Source organism: Urbifossiella limnaea, from assembly GCF_007747215.1.
Classification (GTDB): Bacteria; Planctomycetota; Planctomycetia; order Gemmatales; family Gemmataceae; genus Urbifossiella; species Urbifossiella limnaea.
Window position 1 is genome coordinate 6,407,130 of sequence record NZ_CP036273.1, and the last position, 20,118, is coordinate 6,427,247.

At 73.1% G+C, this 20,118-nt stretch carries 13 protein-coding genes; 2 read left to right on the top strand and 11 right to left on the bottom strand.

The window, feature by feature from the left end:
* Positions 1–88: 88 nt before the first annotated feature.
* From ETAA1_RS26140 to ETAA1_RS26170, 7 genes are all read right to left on the bottom strand, one after another.
* On the bottom strand, positions 89–3,406 hold the full coding sequence (locus ETAA1_RS26140) for a TAT-variant-translocated molybdopterin oxidoreductase (protein ID WP_202920418.1): 3,318 nt from the start codon (positions 3,404–3,406) through the stop codon (positions 89–91).
* Positions 3,407–3,504: 98 nt separating this feature from the next.
* Entirely contained in the window at positions 3,505–4,299 is a 795-nt protein-coding gene (locus ETAA1_RS26145) for a cytochrome c3 family protein (protein WP_145243526.1), read from the bottom strand.
* Positions 4,300–4,334: 35 nt separating this feature from the next.
* Complete coding sequence (locus ETAA1_RS26150) at positions 4,335–4,643, bottom strand: hypothetical protein (protein ID WP_145243528.1); 309 nt, start codon at positions 4,641–4,643, stop codon at positions 4,335–4,337.
* A gap of 239 nt (positions 4,644–4,882) precedes the next feature.
* Entirely contained in the window at positions 4,883–7,936 is a 3,054-nt protein-coding gene (locus ETAA1_RS26155) for a PAS domain-containing protein (RefSeq protein WP_145243530.1), read from the bottom strand.
* Between the two features lie 129 nt (positions 7,937–8,065).
* Positions 8,066–8,779, bottom strand: a complete 714-nt coding sequence (locus ETAA1_RS26160; protein ID WP_145243532.1) for a hypothetical protein — start codon at positions 8,777–8,779, stop codon at positions 8,066–8,068.
* A 180-nt stretch (positions 8,780–8,959) separates the two neighbouring features.
* Positions 8,960–9,145 (bottom strand): DUF1328 domain-containing protein, encoded by a 186-nt coding sequence (locus ETAA1_RS26165; protein WP_145243534.1) that lies wholly within the window; start codon positions 9,143–9,145, stop codon positions 8,960–8,962.
* Between the two features lie 42 nt (positions 9,146–9,187).
* Positions 9,188–9,589, bottom strand: a complete 402-nt coding sequence (locus ETAA1_RS26170; protein WP_145243536.1) for a hypothetical protein — start codon at positions 9,587–9,589, stop codon at positions 9,188–9,190.
* A gap of 203 nt (positions 9,590–9,792) precedes the next feature.
* Here ETAA1_RS26170 and ETAA1_RS26175 point away from each other — a divergent pair, with 203 nt between their 5' ends.
* Positions 9,793–13,833, top strand: a complete 4,041-nt coding sequence (locus ETAA1_RS26175; RefSeq protein ID WP_145243539.1) for an AsmA-like C-terminal region-containing protein — start codon at positions 9,793–9,795, stop codon at positions 13,831–13,833.
* Positions 13,834–13,845: 12 nt separating this feature from the next.
* Here the strand turns inward: ETAA1_RS26175 and ETAA1_RS26180 are convergent, their stop codons facing one another.
* The 4 genes from ETAA1_RS26180 to ETAA1_RS26195 all read right to left on the bottom strand — a co-directional run bounded on the left by ETAA1_RS26180 (position 13,846) and on the right by ETAA1_RS26195 (position 19,017).
* The gene (locus tag ETAA1_RS26180) at positions 13,846–14,100 is read right to left on the bottom strand and encodes a hypothetical protein (RefSeq protein WP_145243541.1); all 255 of its coding nucleotides are present in this window, start codon (positions 14,098–14,100) and stop codon (positions 13,846–13,848) included.
* A gap of 72 nt (positions 14,101–14,172) precedes the next feature.
* A complete protein-coding gene (locus ETAA1_RS26185) occupies positions 14,173–15,468 on the bottom strand; it encodes a CRTAC1 family protein (protein ID WP_145243543.1) in 1,296 nt (431 codons plus the stop codon).
* 5 nt (positions 15,469–15,473) lie between these two features.
* Positions 15,474–15,866 carry a hypothetical protein gene (locus ETAA1_RS26190; protein ID WP_145243545.1) on the bottom strand — a complete coding sequence of 131 codons (393 nt, stop codon included), beginning with the start codon at positions 15,864–15,866 and terminating at the stop codon, positions 15,474–15,476.
* Between the two features lie 121 nt (positions 15,867–15,987).
* On the bottom strand, positions 15,988–19,017 hold the full coding sequence (locus tag ETAA1_RS26195; RefSeq protein WP_145243547.1) for a PA14 domain-containing protein: 3,030 nt from the start codon (positions 19,015–19,017) through the stop codon (positions 15,988–15,990).
* A 146-nt stretch (positions 19,018–19,163) separates the two neighbouring features.
* Here ETAA1_RS26195 and ETAA1_RS26200 point away from each other — a divergent pair, with 146 nt between their 5' ends.
* Entirely contained in the window at positions 19,164–20,108 is a 945-nt protein-coding gene (locus ETAA1_RS26200; protein ID WP_145243549.1) for a ThuA domain-containing protein, read from the top strand.
* Positions 20,109–20,118: the final 10 nt, after the last annotated feature.

The window sequence follows — 20,118 nt, forward strand, 5'->3', positions numbered from 1 at the left end:
GCTCGCCCCGGCGAGCGGCCCGCGTGAGCGGGCTGTTCCTCTGCGCCTTGATGCGTCAACCAACGGCCCGCTCACGCGGGCCGCTCGCCTACTTCAGCACCGCCACCAGCGCGGGGTTCGGGTTCCGGAGGCTCGCCAGGTACGTCGTCCGCGGCATCGTGTTGAGCTCGGCGAGCAGGCCGTAGTTCGACGGCTCGGCCTTCCACTTGCCGACCTGGCTGGCCTGGTCGCCCAAGTCGCCGAACACGATCGCGCCCGACGGGCAGGCCGTCTGGCAGGCCGTCCGCACCTCGCCGTCGCGGATCGGGCGGAACTCGCGCTCGGCCACGATCTCGGCGTAGCGGATCCGCTGCACGCAGTAGGTGCACTTCTCCATCACGCCGCGGCTGCGGACCGACACGTCGGGGTTGCGGCCGAGCTTGATGCTCTCGGTGTACCAGTCCTGGAACGTCAGGAAGTTGAACCGCCGCACCTTGTACGGGCAGTTGTTCGAGCAGTACCGGGTGCCGACGCAGCGGTTGTACGCCATGTCGTTGAGGCCGTCGGCCGAGTGCGCCGTCGCGGCCACCGGGCACACGATCTCGCACGGCGCCTTCTCGCACTGCTGGCACGGCACCGGCATCATGTAGGTCCGGTTGGCGTCCGGCGCGTTCGGCGTGCCCTCGTAGTACCGGTCGATGCGGATCCAGTACATGTCGTGGCCGCGGGTGATCTCGTGCTTGCCCACGGTCGGGATGTTGTTCTCGCTCTGGCACGCGATCATGCAGCTGTTGCAGCCGGTGCAGGCGCTCAGGTCGATGGCCATCGCCCACCGCCGGGCCGGCCCGCGGCTCCCCTCGGGGTAGAGCCGGTCGTTCGGGTGGTACATCGTCAGGGCGTGGATGCGGCGGTCGCCGTGCTGGTGGTCGTCGCCGTCCTTGTGGTCGTGCTTCTCGTCGTGGCTCGGGCCGTAGGTGTTGCCCTGCCGCCGGACGACGCCGCTGTCCGGGTTCGCCGAAGTCGTCTGCTGGCCGGGCACGTTCTGCACGATCAGCGCCGTCTCGCCGGCGGCCGTCGGCGTGATCTTGGCGAACCACGGGTTCGTCTTGTAGTCCTGGTTCGTGCCGCGGCGGACCGGGGCGCGGTCGAGCACTTCGCCCGTGAGGAAGAACTCCTGCTTCATCGACCAGTACGCCTGGATGCAGGCCAGGTAGTAGTCGTCGTTGGTCTTCTCCACCTTCAGCCCGGTGGCGAAGGCCGGCGCGGCGCTGGTCCGCAGCGGGTACACGTTCGACCCGCGGACGAGCTTTCCCTCGGCGTTCTTCTCGCCCTCGGCGTTGCCGACCCGGCCGCACCGCTCGCGGCCGTGGCCCAGGTGCACGGTGATCGACTTGTCCGGGTGGCCCGGCAGCACCCACACCGGCAGCTTCACCGACTTGCCGCCGAGCGTCAGCGTCACGACGGTCACTTCGCTGCGGCCGCGCTCGCCGGCGGTGTAGCGGAACTCCTTCTCGATCTTGAGGTCCTCGCCCGTCTTCTGGCTGACGTAGGCGGCGTTGTCCCAGCTGATCCGCGTCACCGGCTTGGGCAACTCTTGCAGCCAGCCGTTGTTGGCGAACCGGCCGTCGAACAGCGTCGGGTCGAGGCGGAAGTTGATCTCGTACTCGTTGCTGGCGAGCGGCGCCGGGGCGGGGCTGGCCCCCTCGGCCCAGTTCGGGGCGAGGCCCACCTTCGCCTGCCGGGCGGCGGCCGTGTTCGGCACCACGCCGAGCCGCACCGCCTCCTGCCACGCCGGCTCGAACGGGGCCGGCAGCTTCGGCTGCCAGTAGGCGCGGAGGATCTCGTACCCGTCGGTCTGCGGCGCGGCGGCGATCTGGCTCAGCAACTCGGCGGCGCTGCGGCCGCTGTACAGCGGGGCGATCAGCGGCTGTTGCAGGCCCACGGTGCCGTCGTGCCCGCGGCCGTCGCCCCAGGTTTCGAGGTAGTGCGCCTCGTTGACGTGCCACTCGCACACGCCGGCCGTCTCGTCCTGGTGCGTGCCCAGGTGCAGGGCGAACTTCACCTTCTTGACCGCGGCGACGAAGTCCACGTCGGCGGGGGCCGAGTACGCGGGGTTGGCGCCGCCGAGGACGAACAGCACGTCCACCTGGTCGCCGTTCATGTCGGCGACGAGTTTGGCCAGGGTGTCGGTGCGGCCGTCCGGCCGGGCCTCGATCGGGGCCGTGACGTGGACCGTGGTGCCGACGCTGCCCAGCTTGCTGTTGATGGCGTGGGCCAGGGCGTGGACCGCGGCCGGCTGCGACTCGCCGGCGATGACGATCGCCTTGCCGCCGGCGCGCTGCAGGTCCTTCACCAGCGGGTCGAGCCACTTCTGGGCCAGTTCCGGCAGCGCGGCCGGCACCGGGGCGGCGGGGTTGGCGACCCGCTCGTACACGGCCCGGGCGAAGCCCTCGATCTGACTCGCCAGCAGCGGCAGGCGGTGGTCGGCGGTCGAGCCGGTGATCGACGGCATGCACTCGGCGACGTACAGCCGGCTCATGCCGTCCGGCGTCACGTACTCGTTCTCGCCGCCGGCCGGGATCGTGTTGCGGACGCGGCGGCGGGCGGCGAAGTCCTTGCTGTAGCGGGCGTGCCCGGGGCCCTCGCCGAGGAAGTCGGCGTCGAGCGACAGCACCACGTCGGCGGCGTGGAAGTCGTAGTTCACCGCGTAGTTGCCGCCGAACGCCCGGCGGAGGCCTTCGCGCACGTTGTCCTGCCCGCACACCTCGTACTGCGCCCACCGGGCGGCGGGGAACTGCGCCAGCAGCGCCTCGATGCGGGCGGCCAGCGACGGCGACGTGACGGCGCCGGTGAGGAGGCGGAGGCGGGTGGCCGCCTTCGGCGTGCCGTCCGGGTTGTACAGCGCGGTGCGGGCGGCGCGGACCACCTCGTCGAGCGCGACGGGGGTGCCGTTGCGGGTCGGGTGCTGGGAGCGGTCGGGGTCGTACAGGTCCAGGACGCTGGCCTGCGTGATGGCCCCGGTGCCGCCGCCGCTGCTCGGGTGGTCGGGGTTCCCCTCGACCTTGACCGGCCGCCCCTCGTGGCTGCGGACGAGGACGCCGGTGACGTACCCGGCCAGCGGCGCGGCCGAGGCGAAGAACAGCGGCACGCCGGGGATCATCTGCTCCGGCTGCCGGGTGTACGGCACGATCTTCCGCATCGACGCCGGCCGCGGCGTGCACCCGGTGGCGCCGGCGAGCGCCAGGCCGGCGCCCATGATGGTGATGAAGTTGCGGCGGGACACCGGGTCGGTCCACTCGGCCGCGTCTTCGGGGAACTCGTTCTCGAGCGACGCCCGGAACGCCGGGCTGCCCATGTACTCTTCCAGCCCGCGCCAGAGTTCCGGCGGGTTGGCGGCGGCGGTGGCGTCGTTCGCTTCGGGGGGCATCGCTACCTCTTGCGATCGATGATCGAAGACCGATGACTGATGAATTCCGAGCCGGGGTCCGTCATTCATCAATCACCAATCACCACTCATCAATTCCGTTAGCGGTGGCACATCGAGCAGCCGATGAGCGTCACGTTGTCGCGGATGCCGTACAGCTTCACCAGCTCGGCCCCGAGGGCGGCCTGCGTCGTCGGCCGCGGCAGACCCTTCCGGTCTGTCCCGAGGTAGCGGTCGAGGAGGTCCGTGTCGTCGCTGCCGTTGGGGTTCTTGCCCCAGTTCGGCAGGTCGTCGCGGACCCACACCTGCGCCTTGCCGTCCACCGGGCGGCCGGGCGCCCACGTCATGCTGTACACCTCCGACCGCGGCCGCATCTGCTCGTGCGGGTTGCGGTGGCAGTTGATGCACCACTCCATCAACAGCGTCTGCGACTGGTGGGTCAGGTTCATCTGGTCGATCTGGCCGTGGCACGTCTGACAACCCACGCCCTTGGCCACGTGGATCGAGTGGTTGAAGTACGCGTAGTGCGGCACGTTGTGGACGCGGTTCCACACGATCGGCTTGTCCGCCTGGTAGCTGTTCCGCACCGGGGCGAGCATGTCCGACCCGTGCCACATCTGCTGGTGGCAGTTCACGCACGTCGCCGTCGGCGGGATGTTGGCGAAGTGCGAGTCTTCCACCGACGAGTGGCAGTACAGGCAGTGGATGCCGAGCTGGCCGACGTGGTGGGCGTGGCTGAACGCCACCGGCTGCGGCACCACTTCTTCCTTGCCCGTGGCGTAGCTCGACCGGTAGAACGCGGCGAGGCCGACGCCCGTGCTGCCGAACCCGATCGGGAGGAGGAGCACGAGGAACCGCGTCAGCGGGTTCACGGCCTTCGGGAAAATCTGGGGCATCCGCTACCTCCGCGGTGGGCTTGGGTCGGGCGGGGTTACCAGAACCGGTAGCCCCAGGTCACGAACCCGATGCCCCAGTACAGGGCGGTGGTGATCGACAGGCTGACCGCACAGATGCCGACGCCGGCCAGGGCGACGTTCTCGCCGTGGAGGCCGCCCTTGTTGCGGATGGCCAGCGAGATCAGGCCGAGGACCAGCCCGACGGCGCCGAGGGCCATGCCGAACGGCTTCCAGAAGAACACGATCAGGCTGAAGTACCCCAGTGCGACGGACGCGGCCGCGATCCCGCGGACGGCCGGGGAGTACCCGGGACCGGCGGGCGGCGGGGGGGGCGGGTGATCCATCGGTTCCCTTTCCGACCGGAGCGAGCGGGGCGGCGAGCCGCGCGAGCAAAGACGGGTTTTACAGCCGCGGCACTTCCCGGCAACGCCCAATTCCGGGAAACCCCGCGGCGCCCCGTGGATTCCCAACCGGCCGGCTGATCGCAGCATAACCGCGCGGCGGCGGCCGTTCCCGCGGGTGAGAATCGGGGGTGGAAACCGTTCCCACGGATGAGAATCCGTCGCCGCTTGCGGCGACTCAGTTACGACCGCTCCGGCAGCGTCACCACGAACGTCGCGCCCTCGCCGGGGCGGCCGTGGGCCGCGATCGCGCCGCCGTGGCGGTCCACGATCTTCTTGCACACCGCCAGCCCGACGCCGGTCCCCTCGTACTCCTCGCGGCCGTGCAGCCGCTGGAACACCTGGAAGATGCGCCCCGCGAACCGGTCCTCGAAGCCGATGCCGTTGTCGGCCACCGTGACCGCCCACCCCGCGGCCGTGCGCTCGGCGCTCACCCGCACCACCGGCGGCACTCCCGGCCGGTGGAACTTCAGCGCGTTGCCGACGAGGTTCTGGAACACCTGCCGCAGCTGGCCCGCGTCGCCGCTCACCGTCGGGAGCGGCCCCGCCTCCACCCCGCCGCCGGTCAGTTCGAGCCGGGCCGCCAGGTCGTCGAGCGCGTCGGCCAGCGCCGCGTTCAGGTCGACCGCGGCGAACGCCTTGGCCCGCGTGGTGACCCGGCTGTACGCCAGCAGGTCGTCGATGAGCCGGCCCATCCGCCCGGCCGACGCCATCATCCGGTCCAGCCGTTCGCGGTTGTCGTCGGCGAGCTGGTCGCGCGCCTTCTCCTTCAGCCGGGCGCCGTAGGTCTGAATCTTCCGCAGCGGCTCCTGCAGGTCGTGGCTGGCGGCGAAGGCGAACTCCTCCAGCTCCTTGTTGCTCCGCACCAGCTCCGCGGTCCGCTCCGCGACGAGGCGCTCGAGCGTCTCGGCGTGGCGCTTCTTGTCGTCGATGTCGGTGCAGGTGCCGAACCAGCGCACGACGGCGCCGCCGGCGGCGCGGTGCGGGAAGCCGGCGGCGAGGACCCAGCGGTAGCCGCCGCCGCGGGATTGCAGCCGGTACTCGATGCGGTAGCCGACGGCGGGGTCGACCACGGCGGCGTTCCAGGCGGCGGCGGCGCGGGGGCGGTCGTCCGGGTGGACCTGGTCGAGCCAGCCGGCGCCGAGGCTGCCGTCCAGGCCGACGCCGGTGATTTCCTCCCAGCGGGCGTTCATGTACTCGCACCACCCGTCGGGCCGGCACACCCACACGGCCACCGGCACGGCCTCGGCGAGCGTGCGGAACCGGGCCTCGTTCTCGCGCAGCCGGGCCTCGCCCTCCTTCCGCTCGGTCACATCCGACCGGCACCCGACCGCCCGCCGCGGCTTGCCGTCGTCGCCGTACATGACCCGCGCCCGGTCCTCGACCCACACCCACCGGCCGTCGGCGTGCCGGACGCGGTACTCGGCCTGGAGCGTCGGGGCGCCGCGGGCGTAGCCCCGCTCGCGGTCGGCGAGCACGCCTGGCAGGTCGTCCGGGTGGATGCGGGCCGGCCACCACCCCACGACGGGGTCGGCGGCCTCGGGCCGGACGCCGACGAGGTCCAGCAGCCCCGCCGAGCGCTCGACCCGGCCGGCGGTCATGTCGGCGTCGTACACCAGCCCGCGGACGGCCTCCGTCGCCAGCCGGTAGCGCTCCTCGCCGGCGCGGAGCAGCTCCTCGGCGTGGGTGCGGTCGGTCACGTCGCGCTGCGTGCCCCAGGCGCGGATCACGCTCCCGCCCTCGACGATGCCGACGAGCGTGTTGAGAAACACGCGCGGGTTGCCGTACCGGTCGCGCTCCCGGGATTCGGCGTCGGTCAGCCGGTGGCCCCCGCTGACGAACGCCGTCAGGAACGCGGTGGTGCGCGGGTCGGCGGCGTCGAAGAAGTCGGCGAGGCGGGCGCCGGTCAGCTCGACGGCCCAGGTGTAGCCGTACATGCGGGCGAACGCGTCGTTGCACTCGGCGAGGTAGCCGCGCGCGTGGTACGCGGCCAGTTGCTCGGCCACGGGCAGTGTCGTCGGCACCGGTTCGTCCAGCTCGAACCGCCAGATGCCCTCGGAACTCTGGGCGACGAACGCCTTGTACCGCTCCTCGCTGCGGCGCAGGTCGTCCTCGACGCGCTTGCGGGGCGTCACATCGGCGACGACGCCGTACATGCCGCGCGGCGAGCCGGCGGCGTCGTAGGCGGCGCGGCCGCGGGCCGACAGCCACGCCTCGCCGTCCGGCCGCACCACCCGGCACTCGATGTCGAACGCCGTCCGCTCCAGCACCGCGGCGCGGACCGCCGCGTCGGCCCGGTCGCGGTCGGCAGGATGAATCCGCTTGCGGACGGCGGCCCACGTCACGGGCGCGGTCGGGTCGAACCCGAACACCGCGGCGGCGCGCGGCGACAGCGCGAGGGTGTCGTCGGCCGCGTTCCAGTTCCAGTCGCCGAGCCGGGCCGCGTCGAGCGACAGGGCGAGCCGGTCGGCCGTCTCGCGGGCCGCGTCCAGCGCCGCCTCGGCGCGCTCGCGCGCCCGCCGCTGGGCCTCGCCGAGCACGCCGGTTCCCAGCCCGCTGAACAGGAACAGACCGAACGCCAGCCGGTCGGCGAGGGTGGCGCCGAGCACCGACCCGTCGGGCGCGATGATCCACGCTTCCGTACCGACCCCGGTGAGAACGGTACACAGCACGGCCGGCCCGAACCCGGCCTCCCACGCGGTGTAAATGACGGCCAGGAACGAGATGAGGTACGGGTACTTGGTGCCGAGCAGCGGGCCGAGGGCCTCGCGGGCGCCGAGCGAGAGGGCGGCGGCGGCCGCGGCCACGGCGTACCCCTGCCAGCGCGGCCGGGCCGGCGGCGCCGTCGGCACCGCTTCGTGTCGCGCGGCCGCGGCGGCGGTCAGGTCGAGCAGCCGCGGCACCGCCGGCACCAGCGCCAACACCGTCAGCCACGACACCGCGGCCGTCACCGCCTTCACCACGCCCGACAGGTGGTACACCGGGTGGTAGAAGATGACCGCCTCGACGAGGTGGTTGGTGCCGCAGGCGAGGATGAAGACGGCGAACAGGACGAACAGCCCGGTGAACGGCAGCCCGCGCCGCTGCCGGGCGAAGTAGACCAGCACCAGCGGGATGGACAGGTACGCGAGCCAGATGAGGACGTCGGAGACGACGTGGAGAGCGACCTCCCAGTCCTCCCAGGCGCCGCAGTTCTTCCGAGGTACGAACCCGTCGGTGCCGGTGAGCCAGTCCATGCGCGTGCGCCGCCCCAGGGGTGGCCGTGGGCGCGCGGCCGGGTGGCACTTTTACGATGAACGGGTGACGGGGTGGAGGGGTGAGAGAAGAATGCCCACCCGCCGCGACGGGTGGGCGTTGACCGCGATTTACCGCGCCACGATGATCTCGGCCCGGTGCGCCGTCGCGGTCGGGAACAGGCGGAACTGCGGCCCGCTCCCGGCGACCGACCCGCCGACCGCGGCCGCGATCGACACCAGCAGCGCCGCCAGCGCGCCCCACGACGCCGCCGTCGCCACCTGCCCCGCCTTCTCGCGGGTCGCCGTGTCGTTCGCGGCGGCGCGTGCCCGCGCCGGGTCCATGTTGGCCCGGGCCGCGTCGATGCTCGCCTGACTCACCCCGGCGTCCCGCGCCAGGTCGTCCCACGAGCGCGGCTGGACGTTCGGGTTCGTCTGCGCCACCATCGTGCCGCCGAACAGCGCGAAGTACCCGGCCCGCACCCCCATGCCGACCATCATCATCGACGCCGCGGTTACCAGCGCCCACGTCAGCACGCCGTAGATGACCGCCTCCTGCCGCGTCTCGCCGGCCGTCAGCTGGCTCGTCACCCAGCCGCCGAGGAACAGCGACGCGGCGAGCGTGGCCACGGCCGCGACGATGCCGGCGATGCCGACCGTCTCGGCGCGCAGGTCCGTCTCGCGGAGGCTGACGCCGATGGCGGCGAACAGGAACGTGAACACGAGGGCGGCGGACAGGGCGACGACCGCCCCGCCGAGCAGCGCCCCCCAACTGACCCGGCTGCGGACGCCGGCGACGTCCGAAAGGTGGACCGCTTCGCTGCGGTGTTCAGGGGTGTGCGACATGCGGAAACTCCTGGGAGAAACGGCCCCTACCGAAGCGGCGGGCGGCCGGACGGGTCAGGACGATTGCATCGGTCGTGCCACACGGGAGGGCACGGAGCACGAAGCACGAAAATCGCAATCCGAACCCGGGCCACCAGCACCCGGGTTCGGATTGCGATTTTCGTGCTTCGGATTTCGCCGCTACACGGGGTCGATCATCCGATCCCGTCTGCGGAAGGCGTCGGCGACGAACGACACTACGGCCAGCACCAGGAACACGAAGGACAGCACCTTCGCGGCGTCCAACGACACGTCGGCGATGAGGCCGAACCCGAGGACGGCCGACACGATCGCCACGATCAAGAAGGTCAGGGCCATACGGAGCATCGGAGTTCCTCCGGTTGTAGGTACAGCCGGTCGCGGCGGGGCTTACGGGTTCACCACCTCGACCTTCACCTCCAGGTTCGTCGGCGTCCCGGTCTGCGGGGTGCCGGTCACCTTGATGATGTGCTCGCCCTTCGGGGCGTCGGCGGCGGCCTTCACGGTCAGGGTGAAGCTCTTGTCGGCCGTCTCCATCTTCGTCTTGTCCACGCGCACGTCGATCTTCGGGCTCTGGCTGTCGGCCTTCAGCGCCACCGGCTGCGTGAAGTTGTTGTCGCGGCTGACGTTCACCACCACCGTCTTTTCTTCGCCCGGCTTCAGGTTGGTGTCGCCGGCCGCGGTGGTGAGGCGGAACGTCTGGCCCGGCGTGCCCCCCTCGGGGCTCCGGTTGCAGGCCGTGGTGGCGATCGCGAAAAGGCCGACGGTCAGGGCGGCCAGGGTACGGGTCATGGGTGAGGCTCCGGTTATGTGGACTCGACCGGGCTCCCGCGGCAGGCGGAAACGGCCCGGACGGATTGGGACTGAAGCAACGGGTGTGCCGGCGACGACGCCAGTACGTGGCAATCCGCTGCGCCCGCCCGCGCGGCCGGGTTCGCCTGCCGGCCGCGGAACGCCGGATGCACAACCGGCGGCCGGTCCACCGGAGGGGCGCGATGAGCAAGTTGTGGCAGGTCGGGCGGGTGGCGCTGATCGTCGTCGGGGCGGTCGCCGTGGTCGGCGTCGCCCTGCGGGTCGGCGCCGGGTGGTACCTGCAATCGGCCGGCGGCCGGGCCGTCGTCGCGGAGCGCCTCGGCGAGGCGATCGGGCTGCCGGTCGAGGTCCGCGAGCTGAGCGTCGGCCCGGTGTCGTCGTCGATCGCCTTCCGCGTGCTGGACCCGGCCCTGCCGAACTCGCCCGACGCCGAGGTGCTCGTCGTCGAGTCGGCGTCCGCCGACGTGTCCTTCTCGGAACTGCTGACCGGCCGCGTCCACCCGAAGGAGGTCCACCTCCGCGGCGTGACCGTGACGGTGCGGCTGGACGCCGACGGCAAGCTGCTGACGACGCTCCCCACGCTCCCGGAGGCGCGGGCGGCGGCCGACGGGCCGCTGCCGCACGTCGTTGTCGAGCGCGCGAAGGTGACCGTCCGGCAGGAGGGGCGGCCGGCGTTCAGCGTGTCCGGGGTGTCGCTCCAGGCCGGCGCCGACGGCGGCAAGGTGGTGCTGTCCGGCGGCGCGGACGACCCCGCGTGGGGCAAGTGGAAGCTGTCCGGCGAGGTGGACCGCGCGGGCGAGACCGGCTGGGCCGACCTGGCCGCCGACGACGCGCCGCTGGCGCTGGACCTGCTGCGGTCGATCCCGTTCGTGCCGCGCGAGGTGTGGGACAACGCCCAGCCCGCCGGCCGCGGCAAGGCGACCGTTCACCTCAGCGTCGGGGCGGCGCCGGGGCGCGCGGTCGGCTACGACGTGCGGGTTCAGCCGACGAGCACGACACTCGCGTTGCCGGCCGCGGACGTGACGCTCCAGGACGTTCAGGGCGTGCTGAGCGTCCGCGACGGCAGGCTGACCGTCGGCGGTCCCGCGGGCCGGCCGAAGGCGACGGGGAAGCTGGCCGGCGGCGTGGTGCTGGCGGAGGCGACGTACGCTTTCGCCAAGGAGCCGGCGAAGGGCGACCCGATCCGCGTGGACGTGAAGAACCTCGCGGTGAAAGACCTGCCGGCGAAGTGGGGGTTGAAGACCCTCGGCGGCGGCCTGCCGGGGAAGCTGAGCTTCGAGAGCGGCTTCCTGACCGGCAGCGCGAGCGTGACGCTGTCGGTCCCCGCCGCGGGCGACGCGGTGGTGACCGCCACGGGGCGGGGGCGCATCCGCCTGCCGGGCTTCCTCGGCGGGACGCAGAGCGACATCAACGTGTCGCTCGGCAGCGACGGCAAGCGGCTCACGTTCAACCTGGGAGAGACGACGGTCGCGCCGCCCGAGAAGGCGGGGGCACCGGACGGGGCACAGTCGAACGCGACTCCGCAGTTCACCACACCGCCCGCGACCAAGGCCGACCTCGAACGCCTCCTCCTCGCCGCGACGCTCCTCCAGCCGCCGGACAAGACGCGCGCCGACCAGACGCCCGTCGAGGCCACGCTGTCGCTGCGGGACATCGACATCGCCCAGCTCGTCGAGCAGCTCGAACTCAAGATTCCCTACAAGCTCGGCGGCAAGGTCACGCTCCGGGCCAAGCTCGCCGTGCCGCTCGGCGAAGTCACCACGTCGGCGTCGTACAAGCTGTCCGGCACGCTCACGTCGCCGGAACTCCGCTTCGAGGGGCTGACGGTGCAGGACGCCGCGGCCGACCTGCACTACCAGAACGGCGTCCTCACGCTCTCCGAGCTCCGCGGCAAGGTGCCGCACCCCGGCGGCGCGGCCGGCGAGTTCCGCGGCACCGCGAAGGCCGCCATCGACCCGGCCGGCGACGCCACCGCCAAGCTCACCCTCACGAAGCTGCCGGTCGGCCCCGTCCTCGCCGCCCTGCCCGACCTCGGCGTCGCCGGCGCCGGCGTGGTGACCGGCGAGGCCGAGTTCAAGGCGCCCTTCGAGAAGCTGCAAGACCCCGCCGCCTGGGCCGCGTCGGCGAAGCTCACGAGCGACGAACTGACCCTGGCCGGCCGCACCGCCCGCGCCGTGTCCTTCGCCGCGAAGATCGACAAGGGAACGCTCACGCTCACCGACGGCGCCGCGACGATCGAGGGCATCCCCGTCACCGCCGCGGGCACGCTCGGGCTCACGGGGGCGCTCAAGCTCGACGCCACCGTGAAGGCCGCCGGCGCCAGCGTGACCGACCTGCGGAAGCTTGTCCCCGAACTGAAGCTGCCCGTTCCCGTCGAGGGCACGCTGGCCGCCGACGCCCGCCTGACCGGCACGCTGTCACCCGTCGCGGTCCGCGCCGCCGGCCGCGTCACCGCGTCCGACCTGACACTCAACAAGACCCCCGCCAACCACCTCGACGTGCGCTGGGAGTTCGACCCCGACCGCCTCCGCGTCACGCAGCTGACGGCCCAGGTGTTCGGAGGCAGCGTGGACGGCAAGCTCGACTACCCGCTGAAGCCCGACCGCGGCGGCTCGTTCGACCTCGGGTTCAAGGACTTCGACGCCGCCCAGGCCGGCGCCTTCGTGCCGGACTTCCCCGTCCGCGTGAGCGGCGCCGTCACCGGGAAGGTCGCCGGCACCATCCCGCCGGCGAAGGACGGCCCGCGCGTCGGCAACCTCGACGTGGACCTGACCGCCCCGAAGCTGAGGGTGCAGGGCTTCCCCGCCGAGAAGCTCGTCGGCAAGGCGTCGGTCCGCGGCGGGGCGATCGAGTACTCGCTGGAGGGGCACAGCCTCGGCGGCACGTTCGAGGTGAAGGGCCGCTACCCCGGCGGGAAGGAGGAGCCGAAGGGCCCGCGCGGGTCGGCCCGGCTGCGGAACCTCGACCTGTCGCGCCTCGCCGGGGCGCTCGGGGCCGACGCGCTGCGGCCGCTCCAGGGCCGCGTGGACGTGACGTTCGACTACGCCAACGACCTGTCGGCCGGCTCCGGCCGCGTCGGCGTGCGCGGCCTCCGCTGGGGGAGCGAGGCCACCGCCGACGACATCGACGCGGTGCTGCTGCTGACCGACGGCACCCTGGAGCTGCGCGACCTGCGCGGGTACATGGCCGGCGGGGTGCTGCGCGGCCGGGCGCGGGTGAACGTGGACGACCCCGGCCGCAACTTCGTGTCGCTCACGCTCGACCGGGCGGACGCGGCGCGGCTGCTGGCCCCGTTCGGCGACGCCGGCGCGGCGCTCGACGGGAGCGTGTCGCTGGTCGTCCGCGGCAGCTTCGGCCGGGCGTCGCGGCTGACCGGCAGCGTGACGCTCGACCGCGGTACCGTCGGCGGCGCCGGCGTGGTCGGGCTGCGGGTGCCGTTCGAGGTGACGGCCGGGGCCGCCGGCGGCCGCCTGACCGTCCGCGAGGCGACCGCCCTGGCCGGCAGCGGCCGCACCACCGGCGCCGTCACCGTGGACTGGGGCGTCGGCCCCGGCGTGCGGGTGAGCGGCCGGGTGCAGCTGTTTGACGTGCCCGTCCGCGCCCTGGCCCCGGGCCTCGGCGACAACGCCTACGTCGGCGCCGGCCGGCTCACGGGGCGGTTCGACGTGTCGGGCGAAACCGTGCGCTCGGCCGCCGACCTGCGGGGCACCCTGGTCGGCGTGCTGAACGGCACGTCCGCGCAGGAGATCCCGCTGTTGCGGCAGGCGGTGCCGTACCTGAACCCGATCGGCGCCAACCGCGCCTTCCAGACCGGCGACGTGCGCGCGACGCTGGCCGGCGGCGTGCTCCGGGTGCAGCGGCTGGCGCTGGCCAACCCCACGACGCAGCTGTTCGCCGACGGCAGCGTCACGCTGTCGAACAGCCGGCTCGACCTGGACGTGGTGGCGCACACGGGCCAGTTCGGTCCGGACGTGCGCGGCCTCCGGCTGCTCGGCCTGCGGCTGCCGACGATCGGCCCGGTGCCGATCGGCGTGATCCGCGACGTGACGGACTTCCTGTCGAACAAGACGGTGCGGCTGACGATCACCGGGACGACGGCAAACCCGGTAGTGCGAGTGAACACCGGGGCGCTGTTGCGCGACGAGGCGGTGCGGTTCTTCCTGACGCGCTACGTGCTGCCGGCGGAGTTGGGCGGCGGGGCGATGCTGCGCACCGACCGGTAACGAACGGGCGGGCTACCACCCGAGCGTGCCGCGAAGTTGCTCCAGCCCCCCGGCGACGGCGGCGTCGGCGGTCGGGTAGTTCCCCTTCCCGTCGTCGACGCGGCGGCCGTTGACCGACTGAAGCACGTAGCAGGTGTACGCGGCCCCGGCGGGGCGCACTTCGAGCTTGTACTGCGGGGCGCCGCCGAGCGTCACGAACGTGACGAAGGTCTGCGCCCCCGGCTGGAGCACCCCGCCGCGCTTCGCCAGCCAGTCGGGAAGTTGCATCGTCGCTCCTGTGCGCCCGTCGGTCGGTGTCGTCCGGTTCGTGACAGGATACGGGTCCGGCCGCGGCCGGGCTCACCCCGCTGGGTACGGCACGTCGTAGGTGCAGTCGGCGTCCGGGTCGCGGAGCGTCAGCGACGAGCCGTCGGGCCACGTCACCGTCACCCGCTCCACCGCCGCCCCCGCGGCGCGCCCGAAGTGGGCCACCGGCTCGTGCGCGCCGCCGTCGATCACTCGCAGCACGTCGCGGCCGCCCACCCGCGCCCGCACACTCGCCCCCCGCGCCGGCGCCCCGAACCGCGTCCGCGGCACCAGCCGCAGCCACCCGCCAGCCGGCCGCGCGCGGAACACGCCCACGCCCGCCGGCCCCGCCAGCAGCAGTTCCGGCACGCCGTCGCGGTTCACGTCCGCCACCACCGCCGTCGTCGCGTCGAAGTCGGCCGCGGCGCCGGCGTCGAGCTTCACCAGTGACAGCCCGCTGTCATCGGACACGAGGCGGAACAGCCGGTTCGACTCGCCGTCCTGGAGCGCGAACAGCTCCTCGAAGCCGTCGTTGTCCAGGTCGGCGACCACCACGCCGCGGCCGGCCGACGGCAGCGCGAACGCCGGGCTCGTGCGGTCGCGCCAGCGGCCGTCCGGCCCCGGCGCGGCCAGGCGGTGCGGGCCGTCCCAGTTCGCCCAGCACAGCCCCGCCGCGCCGCCCACGTCCACCGGCGCGCAGCCGCGGCCGTGCTCGGCGGCGTCGGCCAGGCCGTCGGCGGCGGCGTCGAACGTGCCGTCGCCGCGACCGCGGAAGAACAGGTTCGCCCCGCCCTCGGTCGTCACGAACACGTCGGCCGCGGGGCCGAGCAGCGGGCCGGCGACGACGCCGCGCGCGGCCACGACGTGCCCCAGGGCCAGCGGCCGGGCCAGGTCGGCGAGGCGGCCGTCGCGGCCGAGTTCGAGCAGCCGCAGCGGCCACCCGTCGGCACCGACCACGAAGCCGTACCGGCCGTCGCCGCGGCGGTCGAGCGCCGCCGCGACCCGGCCGGCGGGGCCGCGCACGGGGCGGTTCAAAGGGTCGGCGAGGAGGTCGTGCCAGCCGTCGGGGCGGAGCTTCAGCAGCGCGTCGGCGCGGCCGCCGGGGAGCGGCGCGTACAGTTCCTCGGCGCCGTCGCCGTCGAGGTCGCCGGCCGCGAGCGACCCCACGGCGCCGACGAGCGGCCCGACGGGGGCCGCGGGGCGGAGGGCGGAGCCGGTCCAGCGGTAGGTTTGCAGCGGGCCGACAGGAGAAATGACGACCAGTTCGACCTGCCCGTCGCCGTCCACGTCGGCGACGGCGAGCCCGGCGGCGGGGCCGGGCGGGGCGAGGTCGAGGTGGGCCGCGAGCATCGGGGCTACGGGCCGTTGCTGGTGTGCGTCGAGCGGGCCGCCACGATGTCGGACAGCTTCACCGTCGCCGACGACTGTCCCGACGGCCGGCGGTACGACACGAACGTGTAATCCGGGTCGGTGTCGCTCGGCAGCACGTGGGTGGAGCCGGCCTGCACCTCGGGCGTGATCGGGTTGTTCGACGAGCGGACCAGCCACCGGCTCGACGGCGGCAGCGAGTACAGCTTCAGTGTGCGGGTGTCGGGGTTGTAGTCAATCTTCTCGGCGACCGGCGGCGGCAGCTCGCGCATGGTGGGCCGGGCCGCGTCGTCCTCGGGCGGCGGGCCGCCGCAGCCGACCATCGCGACTGCGGCGAGCAAAAGAGGCGGGACCGAACGGGTCGTCCGTAACGCCGTCATGCCGGTCTCCTGGCCGGGGGTGGAGAGGGAGTGCGAGTCCCGGGGCGAGCGAACCCGGGGCTGACGTGCCTTGAGTTTAGCACCAACGGCCCCGCCGCGACACCCGAATTCCGCCGCCCCGTCACCGCGGCAGCGCCCGCAAGAGCGCCTCGTCGTCGCGCGGCAGACCCCACACGGTGACGGCGAACGCCAGCGGCCCGGCGTCGGCGGGCAGCCGCAGGATGGCGTTCCAGCCGCCGCCGGTGCGCGGCACCAGCCGCCACTCGGCCCCGGCGGGGGCGTCGGTGATTCCCAGCACCACGGCCCGGTCGCCGTCGGCGGGGAGCACGAGCCGCGCGACGGCCGGCACCTTCACCTCCACGGCCTTCCAGTCCAGGCTCAGTGCCGCGCCGTCGGCGCCGATCGCCCGCGGCTCGCGGGTGGCGACGCCGGCCAGGAACCACGGCTGATACCCGCCCGGCCGCTCGATCACGAAGCGCCGCTCCAGCCCGGCGCCGACGCCGCTCGTCCGCGGGACGGGCGTCTCGGCGACCTTCAGCTCGACGCCCTTCGGCCCCTCGGCGAGGGCGTAGCGGAACGTGGGCCGGCCGCCCTTGTCGAGCGAGAACCCCTCGTAGCGCACGGCGACGGGGCCGTCGTAGATACGGGCGGGTTCGAGCGGGTACGGGGCGCCGAAGGCGGGGTGGTTGGCGCGGGCGGCGAAGTCGGGCGGCACGGCCGGGTTGGCGGTGAGGCCCCACGGGTGGCCGGGCGGGGCGAGCCAGAAGCGCGGCCCCAAGATCTTCGCCGGGTTGCCGCCGCGGTTGTTCCACACCGGCGAGGCGTCCAGGAAGTTGCCGGCCCAGGCGTACGCGAGCCGCGCCTGGTCGGCGCCGAACGCCACCGACACGCCGCCGGGGTAGCCGACGGTGATGCTTTTGGTGCCGGCGTCCGGCAGGAACGTGCGAACGATCTCGGGCCGGTCCTTCACGACGACGATGAGCCCCTTCGGCGGCTCCATGCCGTCCGGCAGCGGCAGCCCCTGCCCGAGCGACAGGTACGCCCAGACGGACTCGGCTTGCAGCTTCGCGTTGCCGCCGTGGACGGTGGCGAGGAGCGACTTCCCGTCCACGAACGCCTGCGGCATCTTGGTGCCAGGGCTCATGCGGAGCGGCTGATGGAGCCAGCGCTCGTACCAGTCGAAGCGGACGCGCTGGTTGATGGTGGCCAGGTCGGGGCCGCGGGTGCCGGTGTTCGGGATGCCGGCGATGTCGTGGCACGAGATGCAGCCCATGCCGGCCTTGCCCACGATCGCCCGGCCGGCGGTGATTTTCTCGGCGCTCAGCGGCACGCTATCGACGGCGTCGGAGGGAACGGTCCCCTCGGTGAGCGCGAGCGTGTCGGGGAGCTTGCCGACGTTGGCGTCGCCGTACTGCGGCATCCGCAGCTGCATCCACGGCCGGACGCGCTGCCCCTGGAGCAGCACGCCGCGCAGCCACGACGTGCGGGCCTTGTGGCCGACTCCGGTGAGCACCGGCGGCCGCACGTCGTCGGCGTTCTCGGCCTTCTCCATCGAGCGGATGAGCTCGGAGAGTTCGACCGGGATGCCGCCCTCGCCGTCGCGGCTGTGGCAGTTGAGGCAGTTGAACCGCCGCAGGCTGACGCGCGTGGCGTGGCTCGGGGCCGGCGACCCGGCGCCGACGAGGCCGTCCTTCACGAAGGCGCCGAGGTCGCGGGCCTCGGTCGGTTCGAGCTTGTAGACGGGGGTGCCGGGGGCGGCCGCGGTCGAGAGGCAGCCCTTGCCGAGCCCCGCGGCCTTCACCTTCTCCAGACTCGGGAACGCGGCCGCGGGCTCGACCACCTTCCCGCCGCTCTGCACGCTGTGGCAGTTGACGCACCCGCGGGTGACGATGACCTCCTTGCCGAGTTCGAGCCACTCGTCGTCGGTCTTCATCACCCCGGCCGGCGGCGCGGGCATTTCGGTAGTCACGGCGTCGTCCACGACGCGGCACAGGTAGCGGGCGATATTCTGGGCCTCCTCGCCGCTGAGGGCCATGTGCGGCATCCGGCCCGACGGGTTGACGGCGACCGGGTTCTGGAGGTAGGCGGCGAGCGTCTCGGGGGTGAACTTGCTGCCGAGCGCCCCGAGCGCGTACTTCCCCGACGGGCCGGTCGTGCCGAGGCCGTACACGTAGTCCGCGGGCTGCAGCGGCTCCTTCTCCTCCTCGTCGTTGCGGCCTTCCTTCTTCTGCAGCGCGGGCGGGTGGCAGGTGGCGCAGCCGGTGACGTGGAACAGGACGCGGCCCTTCTCCATGCTCGCCTTGTACCCCCCGTCGAGCGGGTTGGCCTTGGTCGGGGCGAGTGCCTTGCCGGACAGCGAGACGAGGTAGCGCAGCACCGCGTGCCGCTCGACGGCGCCTTCCGGCGTGTCGGGGAACATCTTGGGCATGGCGGTGTTCGGCCGGTGCTTCGCGGGGTCGGCGAGCCAGCTGTCGAGCCAGCCGGCGTGGGCGCGCTTGCCGACGGCGGTCAGGTCCGGCGCCGCGCGGTCGGCGAGCCCCTTCGCCATCACGTCGCCCGCGGCCGGCTTGTGGCAGCGGACGCAGGCCAGCTCCTCGAAGCGGAAGCGGCCGTGTTCGAGCGCCAGGTCGGCGGCGAGCGCGGCGGGCCGGTCCTTCGGCAGGTGGCCGAGGAACTGGTGCGCCACCGGCTCGCGGACGAAGCCCGGGCCTTCCCAGAACAGGTCGAGTCGCGCGACCCCGGCCTGCGGGGCGACGAAGACGACGGAGATCGGCTGCACCCCGCCCGGCAGGTCGAGCGGCGCCCCGTCGACGGTCTTGGCGGCACCGTCTTCGAACGCGGCGAACGCCATCTGTCCGCCGACGGTGACGGTCGCCTTGCCGCCGACGGTCGCCGAGAAGCTGTACTTCCCAGCACGCGTGACGTTGACGAAGCCGGTCCAGGTGACGGTATCCAGCCCCTTCTGCCGCGGGTGGACCGCCTCGCCAGCCGCGAGCGACACGGCCGGCGCCGGGTCGAGGCGGACCAGCTTCTTGTCGGCGGCGTCGGTGTAGGTGGCGACGAGGCCGGGCTTCAGCTCGGACGGCTCGACGGCGCGGGCGGCGGGGGCGAGGGCCAGCAGCGCGACGGCAGCCAGGACGCGACGGGTCATCGGGAAGCAGCCCGGGACGGGGGGCGGGGTGGGAGGAGTTGATTATCCTAACCCCGCCCGCCGCCGCAAGAGGCGCCGCCGGTTCGCCCTTGCTTCCGCCCGCGCGGCGTGGTCTGCTTTTCCTGCCCTCCCCGGAGCCTTCCCCCATGCGATTCCTCCCCGCCGCCCTGCTCCTCACACTCCTGCCGACGCCGGCGTTCGCACAGCCGAAGGTCGATCCGTACGACCAGTCCGGCGTGCCGATCGAGGTCGAGCCGCCGGCCGACTTCAAGGGGAAGCGCGTCCTGCTCGTCGCCGGCCGCCCGAGCCACGGTCCCGGCGACCACGAGTTCTTCGCCGGCTGCGCCGTCCTGATGAACCTGCTCAAGCAGACCCCCGGCGTGTTCCCGATCCTGGCGAAGGACGGCTGGCCGAAGAACGAGAAGCTGCTGGACACGGCCGATTGCCTGGTCTTCTACATGGACGGCCGCGGCGGCCACCCGGTGGTTCAGGGGAACCACATGGACCTGATCCAGAAGCAGATCGACCGCGGCTGCGGGTGGGTGAACCTGCACTACGCGGTGGACTACCTGCCGCAGCACGGCAAGCGCGTGATCGGATGGATGGGCGGGTACTACGAGCCGGACTACTCGATCAACCCGCACTGGGACGCCGAGGTCCGCAGCCTGCCGACACACCCGATCACCCGCGGGGTTCGCCCGTTCACGCTCCGCGACGAGTGGTACTACGGGATGCGCTTCCCCGAGGACACGAAGGGGCTCACGCCGATCCTCCAAGCCGTGCCGCCGGACAACACGCGGAACACGGCGTACACGAAGGGCCGCAAGGGGCAGATCGAGACGATGGCGTGGGCCTACGACCGGGCCGACGGCGGCCGCGGGTTCGGCTTCACCGGCGGCCACTTCCACCGCAACTGGGCCGACGCCGACTTCCGCCGGCTGGTGGTGAACGCGGTGCTGTGGAGCGCGAAGGCGGACGTGCCGGTCGGTGGCGCCCCGGTGGCGTTCGACGCGGCCGACCTGAACCGCAACCTGGACCGCAAGGGGAAGGGCGAGTTCCGCCCGATCCTGCCGCCGGCGCGGAAGGACTGAGCGCGTCGCG

Bases quoted from the DNA above. Each gene is read 5' to 3' on its own strand.
- ETAA1_RS26140 (WP_202920418.1), bottom strand. From the start codon at position 3,406: ATGCCCCCCGAAGCGAACGACGCCACCGCCGCCGCCAACCCGCCGGAA.
- ETAA1_RS26145 (WP_145243526.1), bottom strand. From the start codon at position 4,299: ATGCCCCAGATTTTCCCGAAGGCCGTGAACCCGCTGACGCGGTTCCTC.
- ETAA1_RS26150 (WP_145243528.1), bottom strand. From the start codon at position 4,643: ATGGATCACCCGCCCCCCCCGCCGCCCGCCGGTCCCGGGTACTCCCCG.
- ETAA1_RS26155 (WP_145243530.1), bottom strand. From the start codon at position 7,936: ATGGACTGGCTCACCGGCACCGACGGGTTCGTACCTCGGAAGAACTGC.
- ETAA1_RS26160 (WP_145243532.1), bottom strand. From the start codon at position 8,779: ATGTCGCACACCCCTGAACACCGCAGCGAAGCGGTCCACCTTTCGGAC.
- ETAA1_RS26165 (WP_145243534.1), bottom strand. From the start codon at position 9,145: ATGCTCCGTATGGCCCTGACCTTCTTGATCGTGGCGATCGTGTCGGCC.
- ETAA1_RS26170 (WP_145243536.1), bottom strand. From the start codon at position 9,589: ATGACCCGTACCCTGGCCGCCCTGACCGTCGGCCTTTTCGCGATCGCC.
- ETAA1_RS26175 (WP_145243539.1), top strand. From the start codon at position 9,793: ATGAGCAAGTTGTGGCAGGTCGGGCGGGTGGCGCTGATCGTCGTCGGG.
- ETAA1_RS26180 (WP_145243541.1), bottom strand. From the start codon at position 14,100: ATGCAACTTCCCGACTGGCTGGCGAAGCGCGGCGGGGTGCTCCAGCCG.
- ETAA1_RS26185 (WP_145243543.1), bottom strand. From the start codon at position 15,468: ATGCTCGCGGCCCACCTCGACCTCGCCCCGCCCGGCCCCGCCGCCGGG.
- ETAA1_RS26190 (WP_145243545.1), bottom strand. From the start codon at position 15,866: ATGACGGCGTTACGGACGACCCGTTCGGTCCCGCCTCTTTTGCTCGCC.
- ETAA1_RS26195 (WP_145243547.1), bottom strand. From the start codon at position 19,017: ATGACCCGTCGCGTCCTGGCTGCCGTCGCGCTGCTGGCCCTCGCCCCC.
- ETAA1_RS26200 (WP_145243549.1), top strand. From the start codon at position 19,164: ATGCGATTCCTCCCCGCCGCCCTGCTCCTCACACTCCTGCCGACGCCG.